The organism is Paludibaculum fermentans, assembly GCF_015277775.1.
In the GTDB taxonomy this organism is placed as follows: domain Bacteria; phylum Acidobacteriota; class Terriglobia; order Bryobacterales; family Bryobacteraceae; genus Paludibaculum; species Paludibaculum fermentans.
The window spans coordinates 2,684,373-2,703,581 of the sequence record NZ_CP063849.1 but is presented as its reverse complement, the minus strand read 5'-3'; the positions used below and the strand labels follow the sequence as shown (position 1 = coordinate 2,703,581).

Here is a 19,209-nt window from a genome sequence, read left to right as displayed (position 1 = left end):
GCCGACGCGGATCAGTGGCGAAGCGTGATCCAGGAGGCGTTGCCCCCTAGAGGCCCCATCGCCCAGCGGCCATCCCGGGAAACTCCAATTGCCCGTAAGCGCCACGCCAGTCCCAGGAAACACACGGCCTGGAATCCAAAGTACGACCCCACCCAGAGGAGCTCCGAATGTGTTTCCGGCACCGGCTTCATCACTGCAAACGCCAGCGCATACACAAGGGACCCGGCGAAGGCCAGCCCCAGCAGCCACAGACTCACGGCACTCCGCCGCAGACCCCTGACCGCCGACAGCATCAGCGCTGCCAGGCCCAGCGCCATGACTACCATCAGCCCCGCGATTGTGCGGAACAAGACACCCGCGCCGAACATGCCAAGCAACATCACACCCAGCGCGCCCAGCGCCAGGCCGTTGATCATCAATGGCCAGCACAGGCTCCGGCCCAGGCGCCAGACGCCTGCCGCCACGGTGCACAGGCCGGCCGCCAATGCCCACCGCCCCAGAATGTCGGTTGTTCCCCGCACGGCGGCATGCCGCCAGACCAACGACCCGTCGGGCGCCTGCATGAACGAGCACGCCGCGGCGAGTGCCGCGGTGAGTAGCCCGCAAATTGCCAGCAGCCACCAATTCCTTCTTAGCGTTTGCATGGAACGAGCCTCCAGAGACGCAGGCAGTTGAACCAGACCGCCACACTGCGCCAAGTCCAGGCTAACCGCAAAGCGGAATTTGTGAAATCAAAATCAGTGGTGTCTTTCGAACGCCGTTCCGAAAAGTCCGTGGCGGAGGTCCAGCCCGCCGTCCGGGCGAACAGACGGCAATAGAGAGATGGCTCCGCCTCTTCGCCTGCCGAAACCGGCTCAACGCCGGATTCGTTGCGGCCCATCCTTGTTGCCGGCTTTCCGGCGCGAGCGACAGCCGTAAACTCAGTGAAACGGAATCAGATTTACAATCGGAGGTACCGGCCCAAGCCGGAAGCCGCAGGGAGGGGAAGGGTGATGACCAATAGAACGAAGGCTGCCTGCCAGATTGGGATGTATGGGCTGGGGCCGATGGGGCGCAGCCTGGTGTTGAACCTTGCCGATCACGGCTACGCCACGGCCGCCTACAACATTACGGCGGACCTGACGTGGCAGTTGATGAAGGTGCCCGAACTGCCGGGACTGGTGACTCCGTTCTTCAATGAGCACGATTTCATCGCGGGGCTGAAGCAGCCGCGGACCGTGATGATCATGGTGAAGTCCGGGTCGCCTGTCGACCAGGTGATCGCGCGGCTGCTGCCGCTGATGGATCCGGGCGACATCATCATCGAGGGCGGGAATTCCGACTTCCGCGACACCGCCCGGCGGCTGCGGGCCGTCAACGAGAAGGGCGTGATGTATATCGGCACCGGCGTTTCCGGCGGGGAAGAAGGCGCGCGCCGAGGGCCGTCGCTGATGCCCGGCGGGAACCGCGAGGCGTGGCCCCTGGTGAAGGAACTGCTGCAGTCCATTGCCGCGCGCAACCCGCAGGGACAGCCCTGCTGCGAGTGGATCGGGCCGGAAGGCGCGGGTCACTTCGTCAAGACGCATCACAACGGCATCGAGTATGGCGTGATGCAGGTGATTGGCGAGGTGTGTTGGGTGCTGCGCGCGCTGGGCCTGTCGAACGGCGAGATGGCCGATACGATGGACGGCTGGAACCGGCACATGAAGGCGTTCCTGCTGGAGATCACGGCGCAGGTGCTGCGCGCCAACGACGATGATGGCTCGCCGTTGCTCGACCATGTACTGGACGTCGCCGGGGCCAAGGGCACGGGCGCGGGTACGGTGGTGAGCGCACTGGATCTGGGGCAGGCCGTGAACATCCTGGCGGCGGGCGTGGCGGCGCGCCTGATGTCGACGAACCGCCCGCGGCGGCTGGCGATTCGCGACGCGTACAATGTGCCGGAGCCGGTGCTCAGCGGACCGCTCGAAGAGTGGAAGGAGAAGCTGGGGCTGGCGCTGGAGGCCGCATTCGCGCTGGCCTACGCGCAGGGCTTTACCACGCTGGAAGAGGCGTCGATCCAATACAACTGGGGGCTCAACCTCCCGCAGATCGCCTCCATCTGGGGCGGCGGCTGCATCATCCGGGCGCAGATCCTGAACGAGATCGCGGCGGCGTTTACGGCGGATCCGAAGCTGGACACGCTGCTGCTGGCGCCCGCATTTGTCGAATGCATCGGGCGGGGCGTGCCAGCGCTGCGCGAGGTGGTCTCGGCGTGCGTCATGGCGGGCCTCCCCGTGCCGGCGATGAACAGCGCGCTATCGAACTTCGACAGCATGCGCAGCCCGGGCCTCATCTCGGCAAGTGTTATCGCCCTGCTGCGGGACCTCTTTGGAGCGCACACCTTCCAGCGGGTAGACAGGCCGGGCACATTCCATCGCGACTGGCAGAGGGACGCGGCCCGCTAGGCGCGCTTCCTCACGACGATGACGCTCTCATGGGGGTGGTGAGGCTTATCCAGCAATCGCGCAAGCTGGGGAGAGTTCGATTCGCAGAGTGTACTTCCGGCAGAGCGGGCGAGTGGCTGCAGGGAGAGGCCGTCCAGTCCTGTCTTCGGGCGGATTTCGTTCCTAGAGTCTTCCAGGACCTCGCTGTGCGGAAGAGGGCCAGGCTAGACGTAACTGGACTCGGCGCACTCAGCTGAAAACTTAGGCCACATGGCATGTCCAGCGTGGGTCGGGACGCAGCGTAAATCCGCAACTCCGTTCGCAAGCAGAGGCGAGTGGACGCACGGTTGCGGCTGTGGACGGTTGGCGAATGACTAGCCACCCTCACGGTGGTCCAGAGGAACAGGGGCCGTGTCGATCTTCTGGTAGGCCTGCACGATCAGGCTCTGCGCGTCACGCAAGTTGCCATGGCGCTTCGAGATGTTTAGCTCGGGCGACTGCGCAAGGCCATACAAGCCACCACAGATGCTACGCCGCCAAAAATGAAAATGATCTTCCTGGAAATACTCATTTCTCCTTCTGTTGTGGAGGTCAGTGCCTCGCCTTCTTCCAGAGGAGGGTGAGGACCGGCAGGAACTGATCAACATTCTTTGAAAACTAGGGTTTGCCTGCCAGTGAGGCAATCTTGATTTCCCTGGCCGCCTGCTGGAGCAGCGCTCGGGCCTTGCTGGAGTGTTCTCCCAGTCCCCTCCGAGAGTCCTGCTCGGCCTGTTCCACATACTCATAGGCGGCTAGAATGCTCTTCTGCGCGCGCCAGAGTTTCAGATTCCTCTGGTAGTCGACGTCGACCACCGGTTTGTCTGTGGGCGCGGCCACGCAAAGCAGGGAGAACCCCAGGAAGAGAATTCGGAGGATAGGCTGCATTTAGAGCTTTCCGGTAGGTAGGGGGCGATGCCGCGCCGGAACTGATCAAGATGGGCTCCGGCGCCTGCGTTGCCATCGATTGGAGCCCTGTAAGTGTAAGACTTGGCAGGCCGTCCAGCCCTTTTCCGGGCGACTGCGTTTGGGCGTTTGCTACCATACAAAATCATGTTCACCGATCCGCAGAACACGGTCTCGGTTCTGATGAACGCCTTTCGGGCCGGAGACTCGGAAGCCGGCGCGAAGCTGACGGAGCTCTTCTATCCGGAGCTCAAGCGCCTGGCTGCCAGCCATCTGATGCGTGAGCGCCAGGGGCATAGCTGGCAACCTACCATCCTTGTGAACGAACTGTACCTGGAGCTGACGAAAATCAAAGCCTTGCGGCCCTCCGCTGCCGCCTATGACGATGACAGGGCGGCCTTCTTCGCCCTGGCTGGCTTGCTCATGCGCCGCCTACTCATTCACCATGCCCGCCCGCTTTCCAGGAAGGCAGTGAAGGTGCCGCTTTGGGACGAAATGTGCGCAAACCCAGAAGGCAATCTGCTCGAGATCGAGGATCTTCTCCAACACCTGGAGAACATCAACCCGGTCATTCGCACGGTCGTTGAGAAGAAGGTCTTCGAGGGGCATACCGCGGAGGAAATCGCCCGGCAAATGGGCTGTTCCGCGGTCACAGTCAATCGACACTGGCAGTTCGCCCGGCATTGGATGAAGTCGAAGTTCTAAGTCATCCGCAGATGTCGAACAGAAGTTTTAGCGACGAGCAGTGGCGGCGGATCTACCAACTCGCGCAGGCCGTTGTCGAGATTCCCGAGTCCCAGAGACAGCCGTATCTCCAATCCCAAACCGAGGACCCCGATATCACCCTCGAAGTACTGGAACTGGCGGCGACCCTGGACGTGTCCGATGACGATGCCCCCAGCCGCTTAGGCACTTCGGTGGGGCGTTTCGAGATCAGAGAATTCCTCGGCTCGGGCGGCGCTGGAGCGGTCTATGCGGCCCATGATCCCGAACTCCGCCGAGACGTGGCCATCAAGTTCCTGCACGCCGAACAACACGGCCTGCCCGACGCCAACGAACGCTTCATCCGCGAAGCCCGCGCCGCTTCCGCCCTCAATCACCCGAACATCGTCACAGTCCACGAGATCATCCGCGGCGACTCGGTCCTGGCTATCGTCATGGAACTTGTCAAGGGCTCCTCCCTGCGTGACATCTGTGGGCAACCCGTCCCGCTGCCCAGGTTGCTCAATATCGGACATCAGGCTGCCGACGCCCTCGCCGCGGCTCACGCCGCCAATGTCGTCCATCGGGACGTCAAACCCGAGAACCTGATGCTGACCTCCGGCGACCGGCTCAAAGTCCTCGATTTCGGTCTCGCCCGGCTTAGCGCCTCCGGCCATCACACCCTGGCCGCCGGCATCCCCGCCGGCACCCTGCGCTACATGTCCCCGGAGCACTACCACGGCGCGCAGTTGACCCCCCGCACGGATGTCTTCTCCCTGGGGTTGATCCTCTTCGAGCTGGCCACCGGCCGCCATCCCTTCGGAACGCGGTCCTCGCTCGACATCCTGCATGCCATCGCAACGCAGGAGGTCGAGGCGCCCTCTTCCCTGTGCCCGCACTTGCCGCCCGCCCTGAATAGCCTCATTCTCCGCATGTTGGAGAAGGATCCGGCCAGTCGTCCAACCGCGACCGAAGTGGCAAGCCAGTTGCTCTCCATCCGCGACCCGGGCCCGCAACGCACCAGGCCGAGTTCATGGCCGCGATGGGCCATCGGTGGAGGCGCGGTTCTCGTCCTGCTCGCTGCCCTGGCCTGGAAATTCTATCCTCCGGCCGCCACTCCGGGCACTCTCCAGCAGGTCACCCGCACGATCCCCGAGAACCGTGTCACGGCGGCCGCCATCTCCGGCGACGGAAAGTACCTCGCATACGCCAACTCGGACGGAGTCTTTCTCCAACTCCTCCAGAACAGCGAACTCACCCTTTTGAAATCGCCGAGCGACTTCATCACCGACGGTCTCGCCTGGCTCCCTGACGGCTCCCACGTGATCGCCAGCGGCTTCTTCGAGGAGACCAGCCGGCCCGCCATCTGGTCGTATTCCGTCTCCGGTGCTTCCCCTCGCCTCATGCGCGAAGATGCACGCTTCGGCGTCGTCTCCCCCGACGGCAAACGCCTGGCCTTCCTGGCAGGAGACTACTACTCCCTGTGGACGATGGACCTGGACTCGCTTGCAGCCAAACGCATCGCGCAAGCCGACGGCCGAGATCCGTTTCTCTCCGTGGATTGGGCACAGAATAGCAGGCACCTGCTGGTCAAGCATATGCAGTTCCCTCCGCATGGTGCGGGCGGCGCCCAGAGCCCAGCACCGCGAGAGATCCTGCGGTCGATTGATGCTGATAACGGCTCCACTGTTGATACACGGCAAAACATACCCGCTGCAACGGTAAAGACGATGCCCGATGGAGAGATTGTCATTCTGGGACAGCAACGAGTTGGCAAGGAACTGTTGGGCCGGGTCTGGGCTCTGAAAATGGATCTCGCCACGGGCCGGTTTGCCGGTGGTCTCCGGCTACTCCCCACCTCGTTCGATCTCCCCGCGGGCGATGTCACGGCGCTCTCCGTCACCAGCGACGGCTCCCAAACCGCCCTCATCCGTCGTTCCACTGACAGTCCCGTTTTTGTGGCCGACTTCAATCGCCAGGCTATCCGCTTCTCCAACGCCCACCGCCTGACCTTGGAGCAAGGCGGCAATTACCCCCACACCTGGACCGGCGACAGCGAAGCTGTCATCTACGAATCGGACCGTGCCAGACTTAGTTACGACCTCTACAAACAGCGCCGATTCGACCGCGTGCCGGAAGCTCTGATGACTACGCCCAGGCGCTCTGAGGTGTTGCCGCAACTCACGCCCGATCGGAAATCGATCCTCTTCTCCGCCAACACCCCCGGTGATTACCTCTCGTCCCTGATGCGAGTCCCCCTCGATGGAGGTGCCGCGCAGGATGTCCCCATCGCCGGCCCGTTGGACGAATTCCGTTGCAGCCCGCATCCGAAAGGCCGCTGCGTCCTCCGCAAGACGATCGGCACAACTGAGTTTGTCTACTTCGAACTGGATCCCTACCGCGGCATCGGCCAGGAACTCGCTCGCACCACCTGGTGGCCCATCTATTTGAACGACTGGGACATTTCGCCCGACGGCCGTTTCGTCGCCCTCCCCAACCACGACCGCAGGAACGCCATCATCCGCCTTGTCCGCCTCGATCCCAAGGGCAACGAACCCAAAGAGAGAGAGATTACACTCCCCACCCTCACCCGCCTCGCCTCCCTCTCCTGGACCGCCGACGGCACCGCCTGGTTTCTGAGCGTCGACACCAGCATCGGAAAGGGGATGTACTTCTACGACCTCAAAGGCCACCTCTCCTCCCTCGGCACCATCCAGGGCTGGGCCGTCCCCTCCCCGGATGGCAAAAAGGTCGCCTTTGTGAATGACATCATCCAATCCAACGTCTGGATCTGGACCCGGGGCAAATAACCCCGCTGGCCTTGATCCGGTCCAGCCAGCGGCACGGCCGCCACCCCTGAACTGATCGTCAAGGCCATCACACCCGTCTGGCTGGTGCTCCCTTATCCGTCTCTCCGAATTCCCGGAGAACTCCTGGCACTCCGCTGACGGGCTGCTCCCTTCTCCCTGGAACAGCCCCACTCACTAATCCGGCCGTGCGGGGACCGATAGTCATTTCTTATGAATCGCCCGCCAGAGTCAGAATCATCCCAATGACCGGCAACGCAAAATCCAGCACCGCGACACCCAGTCGGGCCTCCTCTCCCAGATTGACCCCTGGTTTGGCTGCCAGGACTAAATTGCTCAGGATGTTTGGTATCAGCGCGAGCCCATCAGTTCCCATGTAGACATCCGGCTCCTGCAAGGCCATGCAGATCGCCCCGGGGGTGTTGACACAGGAGAAGGCATTCAGGAAGCTCGGTACTGCCGCATTGAGTGCGGCGGACGCTTCGGAATCGGTTGCGAATAAGACACAATTGCTGAAGTTTATCGCTATGGGCGTGCATTGGCAGGCCCAATAAGCGCCACCGAGCAACGTAAGATTCTCTCCAGCTGGATAGCTGAGCCCGAACACAATCGAGTCCATCACCAGGTCGAGGATCGACAAAGGAGAATTGGGATCATTCAACGCGTCGGCATCGCATGCCGCATCGGCCGCGGAGGCGAAGAATGAGAATATCGCCCAGGCTCTCACCTGCCCATCGATACTCTTCAGTCCCGAGGAACGAGCCGACAGCCCCACTTTCTCGATGATGGTGTAGGGAATGGCCGCCAACAGGCAGACGACATCCAGGAAGCTGAGAGGGTCTCCGGTGATGGCATTCCATAGGGGCGAGATCACCGGAATATGAATCGTCGCCGTCGCCACATACATGATTCCTTCGATCAGGCTGGCAACAATCCCAAGAACCGCCTCCACCACCAGGTCCGCCGCATCCAGCATCGTATCGACCAGAGCGGTAAAGAGATTCAGGACATCGGTGATCGCGTTCTCGACAAAGGCGCCCGGGTCTGTGACCAGCAGTTGGAAGCTCTTGCCGAAGTTCTCGAGAGCGGTGAGAATATCTTCCAGATCGTCTTTGAGTGCGATGGCGCAGTTCGAAAGCGCTCCCTCGATGATGCTCTTCAGACTGTCCAGATTGACGCCGGCGCACCCTGCCACCTGAGCACTGCCCACACGAAACACCTGCGCCATCGCCGCGGTGTCCATCTGCGTCTGGTGTACGTTGTTCTTCAGCTTGGAGTGGAAGTGGTTCGCCGGGCCCTGTGACCCGTTGGAGAACACCGTTTTGGGGTCGTTGTTGTTGGCTTGTTTGGAGCCGATCGTCGAACCCTGGAAGGTCCCCGTGGCGTTGTCCATCGCCTTCTGGAAATCGCCTTTGACTCCCGCAAAGAAAGCGTGGACATCCTTGCAGCCAGTTGACGTGAGTCCGTTGATGCGAGTTGTGAAGTCGGCAAACGCTGAGCACACCTGGCCTTTCAAGAGGTCCTTATTTGCCAGGATTGCCGGCCAGTCGAAGAGCTCGGCCAACCACTCGATCGCTTTCTTGATATCACTCGCCAGGGTCTTCAGCAGGCCGGCAACCACCGTCACGGCATCCTCAATCGTCTTCACCGTCAGCGCAAACACGTCGCCTGCGTCGGAAGTAATCGTATGAATCGCCTGCTTCAGATCCGCGTCGATATTACTCTCGATGTGCTTGATCTTGTTCAGACCGTGTACGATCTTGGTCTTGAAGTCGGAAAAGCTCAATCCAAGTAGAGGTGTCGAACTCGCTCCCCGCACGTTTGCCACCGTTGGCGTGATGCTGCCGTCATCGGCGATGTCGAAGGCAAAGCTGCTGCTGGCAGACGGGGAATAAGGGCGCACGGCCTCTGCGTTCGCCGGGTATTGGTATTGCAGATTCGTTGTGCTGGCCGGGAATGCGATGTAGGACGTGGGATCCCCGCTGGCCGCAAGCACCCGCCTTCGCCCGCACCTCTTCGGCCCTTGCCGACGCGCCGCGGCGTACCTCGCGCCGCGTACCTTCTGCACTGCCCGCGCCGCCGCCATCGATGCCGATACGCCGCCACTGAGAGTCTGGCTCAAGGCACTGGACAGCGCCGCGGTGTCTGTATTCGACGGCAGCATCTTCGATCCGTCAAACGCCTGCGCGGAAGAAAGTTCCGCCGCCTGGGCGCCTTGCAGTTTCTGCGTACTGCCATGATCGGGATAGATCACGATCGATTCGTCACGATCCATGAATGTGGACCAGAGATAAAGAGACGGACAGTTCAGATCGTTCGCTTGTACGGTGAGGTTTAGCCCCCCACTGGCGTCAGTCGTCAGCCAGACAGGCGACGTGGCCGTCAAATTGTAGGTCGCCATGCCGGTTACCGTCGTGCCGTTCGGCAGTTTGATAGTGGCCGGTGACCCATCCGATAGCGTCAAATCCTCATAGGCCGAGACCTTCACACTGCAGAAGGCCCTCGGGTTTTTGTTGGGATCAAAGAGCTGGACATAGGTGTGATAGACCGGATTGGAAGGCTGATTGGAGCCCGGCGTCCCCGTCATCTCGTCGGGCAGAAGCGTGCTCTCGCAGGAAAACGCGTGAACCTGCCCCGCCATATCGATGCCGGCCAGATGGCGCGCTCCCGTCCCATCGGAGACATAGGTGATCGTGCAAACCCCGTTCTCCACCCCCAACAATGCTGCCGAGCTCCCGAGCGCCTTCTGCACCACCTGCGGATCGTCTGTGGAACCCAGGTCAATTGCAAATAAGGTCCCCGCGGTATTGCAGAGATAGGCGACTCCATCCTCAATGTAGATCTCAGCCTGAGAACAGTCGCCGCCCAGATCCGTGCCCCAGGTGTATTTCCCGGTTGCCGCGTCGATAGCGCTGAACTTGCCCCCGGCATCAGCAAAATAGACACAATTGCCATTGGCGACCGGCTTGCCGGGCTGCGCCGCCGATTTGTAAACCCAGTTGGGAATCGGTAGCAGATGGTCGGCAAACTTGACCTCCCAAGGGTAGGAGTAGAGGGAACACTCGCTCGTGCTTGTACCCAGAACGCAATACCAGGCGTTGCCGCTCGTTGCCAACTGTATCGGCGCGTCGGACAGGCCGACTTGCTGGCTGAGCGTCGGACTGGTGGACGACGAGATGTCAAACAGGAAAGCCTGCGTCCCCAGGAACGCCAACATTCGCTTCTCGCTGCCGTACTCGAGGATCGCCGAGTCACGCGAACCGCTATTCAGCGACACCGCCCAGTTCTGATAGCTCTGGACCGTTTGGTTTTCGTCGACATAAAAACCAATCGAATGCAGATTCCCATCCCCCGCGACGAAGGCCACTCCGTTCGGCAGATCTACGGCATTGCTCAGAATCTCCGCTGTCGGACAAAAAGTGGCGAAACTGGTGAGCCCCAGCGCCTTGGCGGGGAATGCGGCAAATCCGTGATTACCCTTGTCGTCGACCGATGGCGCCACCAACATGCCGTTACACATATGAAGATCGCCAAGTTCGAAAGTCTCCCAATAATTGTTGTTGTAGGAGGCCAAACCCGCGTGAATGTCGTAGGCGAGCACGTAGCCCGGATCTTGCCCGTAGTCGTAAAGCATGGCATAGCCGTCTCCGTAGATGCCCCGGACGTGGTCGGAGAAGGTCTGCTGGAGTTCGTCGTCCCAGACAACATCGCCCGCGGAGCCCAGCAGCGGGACAACCGGCTTCACCTGTGGCCTTTGCGGGCGCCGTGGCGCCGCGCCGGCCAGCCCCGCCGTCATGAGGCCGAGTCCGACCCCTCCCAGGCCCTGCAGTAAATTGCGGCGGCTCATCAATTGAGTCGATTTTGGTGGATTCGAATTCGGTTTCATAAGGGTTGTGGAAGCGGCTCTCTGTCCCGCTCAAGCCATCGGGGGGCGCCGGCTCGCCTAGTTGATCAAAATAATCCGGCATTCTTTCGCCCCCCGTCCTCACCGCCCGTACGCCAGGTAGTGCTTGCCGAACCTGTCCCCCAGCCGCTCAATTGAAAGCTCTCCGAACTAATCACCGCCATCGTCCGTAGCTATGCAACCGCTACGCAACCGCCCGGCGACTCCCAACGGGCCTCGCCCACGTGGCGGACTATCAGGCAGGCTTCTTCAAAGAGGGCGCCGGCGCCGCGAACGATCAATCGCCAGCGCCGGCAGGCCTTCCCTGACTGAAGAGCCGCAGGATCCCGTTTGATGGTGCTGCAGCGAATCTCAGGCGACTTGGTGAGCTCTGCAAACGTGGATTTGAGAGGCAGTTGCTTGTGGAGCCAGCATGCGAGCCGGCTCCTGCGGCTCATCATGACGTGCCAGTGGACCTGCCGGTAGGTGACCTTATCGATGCTGCCCGTCACCAGGGGGTGAAACTGAACGACCTATTCTGCCTGGGGATCGGCGAGGCCAGGGCTGCTCAGCGTGAAGCATCGAGACCCGGGCCCCCCCTCCGGCCACAAGCATCAGCCCGCCTCAATCACCGTTGCGATCGCGACCGTCGACGAGAAAATGATATCGATACCGCAGAGCACGTCCCGCGCCCCCTGGGCCTTGGTGAACCGCGTAATCGGCTTTGACAGGTTCGGCACGGAGCCGAGAATGTTCATCCCCAGATTGAACCCGTTCTTGCCATAGAAGTCAGTCGGGTCCAAGACCGAGCAGACGCGTGAGAAGAAAATGTTGTTGATCGCCCAGAAGCAGTTATAGCGTGTGCAGCGGTCGCCCCACTCCGAATTGCTGCTGGGGTTTACTCTCGTCATGATTTAAGCTGACCCGTTCCACAGAATCGGTGCGGCTTGTTCCGCCCAGAGGATCCCCGTTGCGGCCGACAGGCTTGTCGCCGGGAAGCTCAGTCCGAACGTCAAAATCACAAAGCCGACATCCAACAGGCTTTTGAAGGTGCTGGGCGTGTTATTCGCATCCACATCGCAGAACGAATCTGTGATGCAGCCGGCTGTTGTGCTGAAGGCCCACGCTGTCTGTTGGCCGTTGATGGATCCAACCTGATTGTTCGATGCCGACACCGCTTTCTGGATGATGGTGGTGGGGATGGCAACCATGAGGCAAAGCAGATCCAGCGCCGATAGAGGATCCCCGGAGATCGCCTGCCAAAGATCCGAAATAACCGGAATGTGGATGGGCTGCCACAGAAGCGATTGGATTCCGCTGAGAATCAGCGGGAACGCCTCCAGTACAGTCTCGATGATCGTGTCGAGCGCGATCAGCAGCGTGTTGGTCACGTCGCCAAGCAGATTGAGGAGGGAGGACAGAGCCTGCTGGCGGAAAGCTACCGGATCAGTAGCGAGCAAAAGAAACGAACCCAGAAAGTTCTTTAAGTCGGTTGCGATCTTGCCGGCTTGTCCTTCGAGCTTTGACGCACAGGAGGTCAGCGTGGCTTCGATCTTTGCGGCCACGTCTTCGTTCGTAACCGCAGCGCAGCCCTCCACTGTAAACCGCCCGCCGAGACACTATTGATCAGCGCCGCGCCGCCGAGATTCTTGTTGCCAATACAAGCCTCCGACCCGAACAGCCTGCCCGAAAAATTGTTAACCTTGTCATCCCAAAGAAGATCTGCGTCCGCGCCATCGAGCCGCGACACGGATCGTTTTAAAGTCGAACCCGGTGTCCTTTTCGACGGATCTGGCCGGCGCTGGGCAAGGAGACTCCCTCCCGTAGCGACTCCCAATCCAATTCCAACCAGAGACCGCAGCATTTGCCGCCGGTTCATGCCCCCGCTCATCTTCATCACAATCCCTCTTTCTTGTCGTTCAGGTTGGGATGATTCCGCCCTCGGCGTTGCGAATCAACGGGTCCTGATCAAGCGGAAGATAGGGCGAAGAAAGATTGATCAACTTCGCCGCCGTTACTTGCTTCGCATTGAGGCAGCGGTTGATCACCAGGCTCAGAATAATCTGTCCTGCCGTCAGGACCTATGCTGCCCAAGGCATGCTACAGCAGGTATCCGCACGGCAACGCGAGGTTACAGCGAGGTGCTCAGGAAATAGCCTACCGGCTGAGCGGGTTGCCTACCACCATCCAGCGGAACGTCCAATTTCCAGGCATGGCCTCCATTCCGGTTTGGCCATCCCAGAACTGAACCTGCTTCCCCGCTTTGACAAAGCAAAAGAAGTGACCCGGCTCCGACCCGAGGGACTCCGCGCTGATGACGCCAACGGTTCCCTCGGGCATGCGCTCAATCGCCTGGTACATCTCGACGTCGGTGCCGGGGATGTTTGTGAATCTGGCACCCATGGCGCTTTCCATCTGCTGGTCCGTCCACCCCCTCCCAGGATTGGGCGGGGCGGGCTCCAGAGGTTGCCCAAAGAAGACGCGCACCGTATTGACGGTGGAAATGGCGCAGTTCCTCACACAGCGGCTTGGATTGATGTTCGGGAGCCAGTCTCGAACGGTCTTGACCGCCTGATAGAACTTAAATCCCTTCGGGATGGCGACCTTACCACCGGGTCCCACCAGCGGAAGGCGCCTGGAATTGACGGGAACGGCCAATTTCAGCATCCAATTGCAGAGCCTGGCGCCCTCTTCGTTGCCCCGGACATAGGGGTCAGGGCTTGGATCAAAACCGGGCGGATTGACGATGGCGCTTAGGACGTTAGCTGCGCTGCCCAGGGCGAGCAGTGCTCGAACTTGCGGAAAAGCCGCGGCCGACACGGCCATCGCGAGATTCTGTATCGTGCACTGGTCTTGCAGGCACCGGGCCACGCCTTGATTGAAACCCACCTGGTAGCGCAGCGAAGGCGTTGCTCCTTCGGCTCTGTATTGCCGCACCCAGTCCGGTTCCGGGCCGCAAACCTGCTGTTGGTTGGGCGCTGGGCGCGGTGGCGCGGGCCGGGACCGGTTGGGGCGATCGCTGCAGATGCACCCGGCGGGCGGAGGATTGGGGTTGTCGCAGAAATTGTAACCGCCCGGGCCATCGGGCTGGCAGGGACTTTGGAACGGCGGGTCGGGGACTCGCGGATAGTAGCTGGTGCCGTTTCCGGAGCCGCCATTGTCGGCGGCACCGCCACGCAGCGGAGGCCTGGATGGCGAGTCGGGACTATTGTTGCCGCCCGGAGGCTGGCCGGCCGGAGGGTTGTTCCAAGGCTGTTTCGACTCTACGCTCCGCACGCACTCCGCCGCGGACTGCAGCAAATCCCCCGCGGCGCGGCTTTCGCGGTTATAGAGATCCACAAGCGCCTGAACCCGGCCATTCGTCCCGGTATGGGTGACGCGAAGGCGGTCGATCTCCTTCTCCGCCTCCCAGGCCTTGATGAGATGCGGTTCCGCGGAAAAGGCCGTTTGTATGCAGGGGTTGTACTGTTCCGCAATGCGCCCGTATTGTCCTGACCGTTTGTATTTCTCCAGTTCCGTCATCTCTTGATCAATGATCTGGTGTACGGCTGTGGAAGTTCCGTTGTTGTGGAGCTCGGCGCCAATCAGCGATACCCGGCCGACAATGTCGCCGGCAAGTTGACCAATCCGCAGTTGATTGTCCAGCCGGGTGCGGTAGTCAGGGTTGATGACTTCCTCTGACACGCCGCCCTGCAGCGGAGGCCGTGGGTTCTGGGCGTGCAGAGGACTGAGCAGCAGCAACAGGACGATCGCGAAGAATGGCGCGCGTTGCGGAATTCTCATCCATTTAAGATAGCGCCGGTTCTGTCGCGGAAATGTGATCCAGGACAGTGCATAGATAATTTCCGGATCGGATTCCACACCACAACTGGCCCGGCGGGCGGCCCGTCGCCTTCCGGAGATCATCTCCAACCAAACGCGATGGCTGTGTAATCTGTTTGTTCCGGTGCTCTGGCGGTCCTTCCGTTTGCCTGCGGCATCTTTGCGATTGGCGCGGCTTCGGAATCATTTGCTAGATCGGTCGATAGCGCCGCTGCCGCGCGGGAAGGGCTTGCGAGCCCAGGTTCCGCACAGCAGCGGATCTCTTTGGATGACCTGCAAAGCCGGCGTGGCGACTGCATCCCATCATCGGTGGCGGTCCGATCTCCGCCGCCACGGAAACCCGCCGCGGGTTTGGTCGAAACCTGGAAAGGGTTGTAAATTACACCTTGCGAACATGAAACGACTCCATTTGTTCGAATTTGAAGATCAGCCCTGGCTGCCCGGTTTCCTTCGCGACGCGATGACGGCCTACCTGGCAAGCGCCTATACGATTGCGCCGATTCCCCAACTGTGGGCGAAAGAGATTTCCAGGGTCATCCAGGTGACCGGTCACCAGCAATTGGTAGACCTTGGCTCCGGGTCGTCCGGGCCAACGCCCTTGGTCGTCGCCGAGCTGGCACGTTTGGGTCACCCGGTCACCATGACCCTGACTGACTTCTACCCCAGGCCCTTTGAAGGCTCCGCCGCGATTCGGTATTGGCCTCGACCGGTGGATGCGCGGGACGTTCCGGAGGAATTGGGCGGGCTGCGAACTATGTTTGCGGCGTTCCACCACTTCGACGAGGCCGGCGCTGCCCGAATCCTGGCGGACGCTGCCGCCCGGCGCATGCCGATTTGTATCTTCGAAGGTACGTCGCGCACAATTCCCGCAATCCTATCTTCGCTCGTGATTCCACTCCTGGTCCTGGTTCTGACGCCGAGAGTGAAGAGCCTTTCCTGGCAACAGCTCCTCTTCACCTATCTCATTCCGGTACTCCCCGTCCTCATCTCCTGGGATGGCCTGGTGTCGCACCTTCGCACCTACTCGGCAGCCGAGATGCTGGCGATGGCACAGGCAATACCTCAGCCTGGCTACCAATGGCGCACAGGTGAAATCGCCTTGAAGGAATTCCCTGTCGGGCTGCCTTTTCTCGTCGGTTGGCCGGTCCCTCCAACTGCGTGATCGAAATCCCGCTTCGCCTACGCCTGATGTTGTGAAGGGATTTCCCATGCTCTATCCATTCGGCGTCTTCCTGCTGGTGGCCGGCGGCCTGCTCTTTGCGGTCTTCAGCCGTGCGTGGCTGGGCGATGGTACCGGCCACGGCAGCTATCCAATCAGCTTTGACGAATTGTTCTACTGGGGGCAGTGGGCTGCCTTCTGGCTCACCCTGGCTGCCCTGGTCACGTTTGCCTTCTGCCGCTGGAAAGGACAGTCCTGGAGGCTGGCGGCTCCCGTCATTGGCGTCGGCCTTTGTCTACACTTCATTGTGTTTTCGATGCCTCTACTGGAGAACCGGTTCGAATGGCCGCGCGGAGCGTTGGGCTGGAAAGTCTTCCTCGCCGCAAAGCAACGGGAGCGCGCGCTCCGCGACAGGGAGCGCCACTTGCAGGAGCTTTTCACTGGAACGTGGACCAATCCGAAAGGGGCCAGGCTCCTCGTCTCGGACAATCGAGCCCGGTTTGAGGAAGCAGGCGTCACCACCGAATTGGGGGCTGGTGCCCTGGAGACCTTCTCGCTCGAACCGAGATCGAGAATGGAATATGAACTCGCCCGCTGTGGGCTCAACCAGCTCCGAAATGGTCTCAGCGACCGCGAGTACCCTCTGTTTGTGGTTCGCAAAGCAGCGGCGCCCGACTCCCTCCTACTTCTGCTAAATCCCCATCAGCTCCTGTTGATTATCCCTGGAGTGTCCTCACACCTCCTGTCTCGACAAGGTCGTGCCGGATGACTAAGTTGGAAGAATATCGCCAGGCGAACACACGCCAGGCCTCCGTATTGCGAGCCGGCGGCTTCCGGCCCACGCTGGATCCTCTCGCCTCCAATCTCTGTAGGCAGCCAGTCGGGTCGCCGGGCGAGGACTGGCACCTCGGCCGCCAGCGGCGCCCCTGCCCGCCCCAACGCACCAGGCGCAATTTCCGGCTTCCAGCCGAAACCATAGTAAGCTCCTAAGGATGGATCTGGTCACTCGCCGCTCTCTGCTGCTCAGCGCCCTCAGTGCGGCCACGCTCTCAGACATTGCGCAGGCGCAGCAGCACGCCCACTCCGCCCTGGCTTCGAACGCGCCCTTCCGCTATCTGACTGCGGCTGACGCACTCGAACTGGAGGCCCTTGCGGCGCAGATCATTCCCTCCGGCGAATCGCCCGGAGCCCGCGAGGCCGGCTGCATCCATTTCATCGATCGCGCATTAGAGACCTTCGACCGCGACCAGCGGGATCTCTACCGCAACGGACTCGCGGCGACGCAGAGGAAACGAGCCGAGCTCTTTCCGCAGTCCCGTACAATTGCCGGTCTCGAAAACGCACCAGCCATCGCCTTGGTCAAAGCCATCGAACAGACAGAGTTCTTTAAGCTCCTCCGCACCCACACCATCATGGGTTTCCTGGCTGCGCCGGCCTGGGGCGGCAACCAAGGGATGGTGGGCTGGACCCACATCGGCCTAGAGCACAAGATGACGTTCCAGCCGCCCTTCGGCTTCTATGACGGAGAAGCCAAATGATCACCTACCAGCCCGCGGAACTCGTCGACTTCGTGGTCATCGGCTCCGGAGCCGCCGGCGGAGTGGTTGCCAAGGAACTCTCGACCGCCGGGTTTTCGGTGGTCGTGCTGGAACAGGGCGCGTATGTGAAGGAGAAGGACTTCACCCACGACGAGCTGGCCGTCAACTACCAGCACACTATCGCCAACAATTCAAAGCTGCAGCCCAATACCTTCCGTTCCAGCGACTCCGAAACGGCCAAGGTCGAGCAGCGCTACACCTACGGACGACTGGTAGGCGGAGGCAGTGTTCATTTCACCGCGAACTACTGGCGCTTCCATCCCGACGATTTCCGCGAGCGCAGCGTCTTTGGCGATGTGCCCGGCAGCAGTTTCGCCGACTGGCCGGTGAGCTACGACGAGCTCGAGCCCTACTACACCAAGGCAGAATGGGAGATCGGCATCTCCGGACTCGCTGGGGCGAACCCCTTTGAGGGGCCGAGGTCGAAGCCGTATCCTTTGCCGCCGCTGCCGGTCAAGTCCTCCGGCGTGCTGTTTGAACGGGCGGCCAAAAAGCTCGGCCTGCACCCCTTCCCGGCGCCCATGGCCGTCCTCTCGCAACCCTATCGCGGCCGCGGGGCTTGCAGCCATTGCGGATGGTGCGAAACCTTCGGCTGTGAGATGCGGGCCAAATCCAGCACCCTGGCCTCGGTCATCCCCCTCGCCGAAAAGACAGGCCGCTGCGAAATCCGCTCCGGCTGCTACGTGCGCCGGATCCAAAGCAATGACGCGGGCCGGGTCACCGGCGCGATCTATTACGATGCCCAGCGCCGCGAAGTCTTCCAGCGGGCCCGGGCCGTTGTCCTTTCCGCCAATGGTGTCGAGTCGGCCAAGCTGCTGTTGATGTCGCCGTCGAAACGATTTCCCCACGGCCTCGCGAATTCCAGCGGCATGGTCGGGAAGAACTTTATGTGGGACCTGGGCGCCTTCGTGAGCGGCCTGTTTGAACATCCTTTGAACGAGTACAAGAGCGTGCAGGTGTCCCGCGTGATACATGATTACTACGCGGCCGACCCCAAGCGCGGCTTCTATGGCGGCGCCGGCATCGATGCCCGGTTCAACTGGTTCCCGATCAGTTTCGGCCTGGACGGCCTCCCGCCTTCCGGCCCCCAATGGGGCTCCGAGTACAAGAAGATGCTCGGCCACTACTTCAACCACACCTTCTCCACGCTGTCGCACACCACTTCGTTACCGGTGGAGGCAAACCGGGTGGATCTTGACCCCACAGTGAAAGATGCCTGGGGCCTGCCGGTGCCGCGGCTCACCTACCAGCTCCATCCCGACGACAGAAAGAACCTGGAGTGGGCTCGCCAGCGCCAGGTAGAAATCCTGGAGGCGGCGGGCGCGACTCAAGTTTGGAGTTATCCCGTGGACGACATCGGGGTCAGTGCGCATCTCATGGGGACCATGCGCATGGGCAACGATCCGGCGCGCTCCGTGGTCAACCGCTTCAACCGTGCGCACGATGTGCCCAATCTGTTTATCGTGGACGGCAGCAGCCTGGTCACCAGCGGCCGCCAGCAGCCCACCGCCACGATCCAGGCCCTGGCGTATCGCGCCGCCGAAGCCGCCGCCCTCGCAGCGAAGCAAGGCGAGATTTGACGGGCTGATGCCGCCAGCGAAAGTTCACCGGATAAACGGCGGGCTAGTCGTTCTTATGTGTCGAACGGGTGACGATCCGCTTTCCCGGAAGCGGCAATTGCTTGCCCATTCAACGGAATCTTGCTCCGGAGCCCTCGGCATTCGCGCCCGGATCCGCCAGTGAAGCTCCGGACTTTCCCGGCACGGCGTCCGCGCAAGGAATCTCCGTCTGCGAACTGGATGTTACCGTCCAGGAACGAATGAATCCAGCTTGGGTGTTCCTGGACGGCGAGCCCGCATTTTCCCCTGAATATGGCCAACTGAAGCCCGAA

At 61.3% G+C, this 19,209-nt stretch carries 13 protein-coding genes; 7 read left to right on the top strand and 6 right to left on the bottom strand.

The window, feature by feature from the left end; genetic code table 11:
- Nucleotides 1-11: 11 nt before the first annotated feature.
- The gene (locus IRI77_RS10515) at nucleotides 12-644 is read right to left on the bottom strand and encodes a hypothetical protein (protein ID WP_194452026.1); all 633 of its coding nucleotides are present in this window, start codon (nucleotides 642-644) and stop codon (nucleotides 12-14) included.
- Nucleotides 645-992: 348 nt separating this feature from the next.
- Between IRI77_RS10515 and gndA the strand changes: the two genes are divergently transcribed.
- Entirely contained in the window at nucleotides 993-2,426 is a 1,434-nt protein-coding gene (gene gndA / locus IRI77_RS10510) for an NADP-dependent phosphogluconate dehydrogenase (RefSeq protein WP_194452025.1), read from the top strand.
- A gap of 636 nt (nucleotides 2,427-3,062) precedes the next feature.
- Here the strand turns inward: gndA and IRI77_RS10505 are convergent.
- Nucleotides 3,063-3,329: a hypothetical protein gene (locus tag IRI77_RS10505; RefSeq protein WP_194452024.1), complete on the bottom strand. Its 267-nt coding sequence runs from the start codon at nucleotides 3,327-3,329 to the stop codon at nucleotides 3,063-3,065.
- Nucleotides 3,330-3,494: 165 nt separating this feature from the next.
- Between IRI77_RS10505 and IRI77_RS10500 the strand changes: the two genes are divergently transcribed.
- Together IRI77_RS10500 and IRI77_RS10495 are read left to right on the top strand one after the other, a co-directional pair.
- Entirely contained in the window at nucleotides 3,495-4,052 is a 558-nt protein-coding gene (locus IRI77_RS10500; protein WP_194452023.1) for an ECF-type sigma factor, read from the top strand.
- A gap of 11 nt (nucleotides 4,053-4,063) precedes the next feature.
- Complete coding sequence (locus IRI77_RS10495; protein ID WP_194452022.1) at nucleotides 4,064-6,859, top strand: serine/threonine-protein kinase; 2,796 nt, start codon at nucleotides 4,064-4,066, stop codon at nucleotides 6,857-6,859.
- Between the two features lie 208 nt (nucleotides 6,860-7,067).
- Here IRI77_RS10495 and IRI77_RS10490 read toward each other — a convergent pair whose 3' ends face one another.
- The 4 genes from IRI77_RS10490 to IRI77_RS10475 form a co-directional block, all read right to left on the bottom strand.
- A complete protein-coding gene (locus tag IRI77_RS10490; protein WP_194452021.1) occupies nucleotides 7,068-10,706 on the bottom strand; it encodes a PQQ-binding-like beta-propeller repeat protein in 3,639 nt (1,212 codons plus the stop codon).
- 647 nt (nucleotides 10,707-11,353) lie between these two features.
- Entirely contained in the window at nucleotides 11,354-11,650 is a 297-nt protein-coding gene (locus IRI77_RS10485) for a hypothetical protein (protein ID WP_194452020.1), read from the bottom strand.
- Between the two features lie 3 nt (nucleotides 11,651-11,653).
- Complete coding sequence (locus tag IRI77_RS10480; protein WP_194452019.1) at nucleotides 11,654-12,304, bottom strand: hypothetical protein; 651 nt, start codon at nucleotides 12,302-12,304, stop codon at nucleotides 11,654-11,656.
- 592 nt (nucleotides 12,305-12,896) lie between these two features.
- Entirely contained in the window at nucleotides 12,897-14,522 is a 1,626-nt protein-coding gene (locus IRI77_RS10475; protein WP_194452018.1) for a toxin glutamine deamidase domain-containing protein, read from the bottom strand.
- Between the two features lie 307 nt (nucleotides 14,523-14,829).
- On the opposite strand from IRI77_RS10475, the gene IRI77_RS10470 reads away from it, so the two are divergent.
- From IRI77_RS10470 to IRI77_RS10455, 4 genes are all read left to right on the top strand, one after another.
- Complete coding sequence (locus tag IRI77_RS10470) at nucleotides 14,830-15,723, top strand: hypothetical protein (RefSeq protein ID WP_194452017.1); 894 nt, start codon at nucleotides 14,830-14,832, stop codon at nucleotides 15,721-15,723.
- A 46-nt stretch (nucleotides 15,724-15,769) separates the two neighbouring features.
- Nucleotides 15,770-16,489, top strand: coding sequence for a hypothetical protein (locus IRI77_RS10465; protein ID WP_194452016.1), 720 nt, complete (start codon nucleotides 15,770-15,772; stop codon nucleotides 16,487-16,489).
- 223 nt (nucleotides 16,490-16,712) lie between these two features.
- Nucleotides 16,713-17,258: a gluconate 2-dehydrogenase subunit 3 family protein gene (locus IRI77_RS10460; protein WP_194452015.1), complete on the top strand. Its 546-nt coding sequence runs from the start codon at nucleotides 16,713-16,715 to the stop codon at nucleotides 17,256-17,258.
- Nucleotides 17,255-18,898, top strand: a complete 1,644-nt coding sequence (locus IRI77_RS10455) for a GMC family oxidoreductase (RefSeq protein WP_194452014.1) — start codon at nucleotides 17,255-17,257, stop codon at nucleotides 18,896-18,898. The genes IRI77_RS10460 and IRI77_RS10455 overlap by 4 nt, the downstream gene beginning before the upstream one ends.
- Nucleotides 18,899-19,209: the final 311 nt, after the last annotated feature.

Excerpts from the sequence above, each read along its gene's own strand:
- IRI77_RS10515 (WP_194452026.1), bottom strand. The coding sequence starts at position 644 with ATGCAAACGCTAAGAAGGAATTGGTGGCTGCTGGCAATTTGCGGGCTA.
- gndA (WP_194452025.1), top strand. The coding sequence starts at position 993 with ATGACCAATAGAACGAAGGCTGCCTGCCAGATTGGGATGTATGGGCTG.
- IRI77_RS10505 (WP_194452024.1), bottom strand. The coding sequence starts at position 3,329 with ATGCAGCCTATCCTCCGAATTCTCTTCCTGGGGTTCTCCCTGCTTTGC.
- IRI77_RS10500 (WP_194452023.1), top strand. The coding sequence starts at position 3,495 with ATGTTCACCGATCCGCAGAACACGGTCTCGGTTCTGATGAACGCCTTT.
- IRI77_RS10495 (WP_194452022.1), top strand. The coding sequence starts at position 4,064 with ATGTCGAACAGAAGTTTTAGCGACGAGCAGTGGCGGCGGATCTACCAA.
- IRI77_RS10485 (WP_194452020.1), bottom strand. The coding sequence starts at position 11,650 with ATGACGAGAGTAAACCCCAGCAGCAATTCGGAGTGGGGCGACCGCTGC.
- IRI77_RS10475 (WP_194452018.1), bottom strand. The coding sequence starts at position 14,522 with ATGAGAATTCCGCAACGCGCGCCATTCTTCGCGATCGTCCTGTTGCTG.
- IRI77_RS10470 (WP_194452017.1), top strand. The coding sequence starts at position 14,830 with ATGACCTGCAAAGCCGGCGTGGCGACTGCATCCCATCATCGGTGGCGG.
- IRI77_RS10465 (WP_194452016.1), top strand. The coding sequence starts at position 15,770 with ATGCTCTATCCATTCGGCGTCTTCCTGCTGGTGGCCGGCGGCCTGCTC.
- IRI77_RS10460 (WP_194452015.1), top strand. The coding sequence starts at position 16,713 with ATGGATCTGGTCACTCGCCGCTCTCTGCTGCTCAGCGCCCTCAGTGCG.
- IRI77_RS10455 (WP_194452014.1), top strand. The coding sequence starts at position 17,255 with ATGATCACCTACCAGCCCGCGGAACTCGTCGACTTCGTGGTCATCGGC.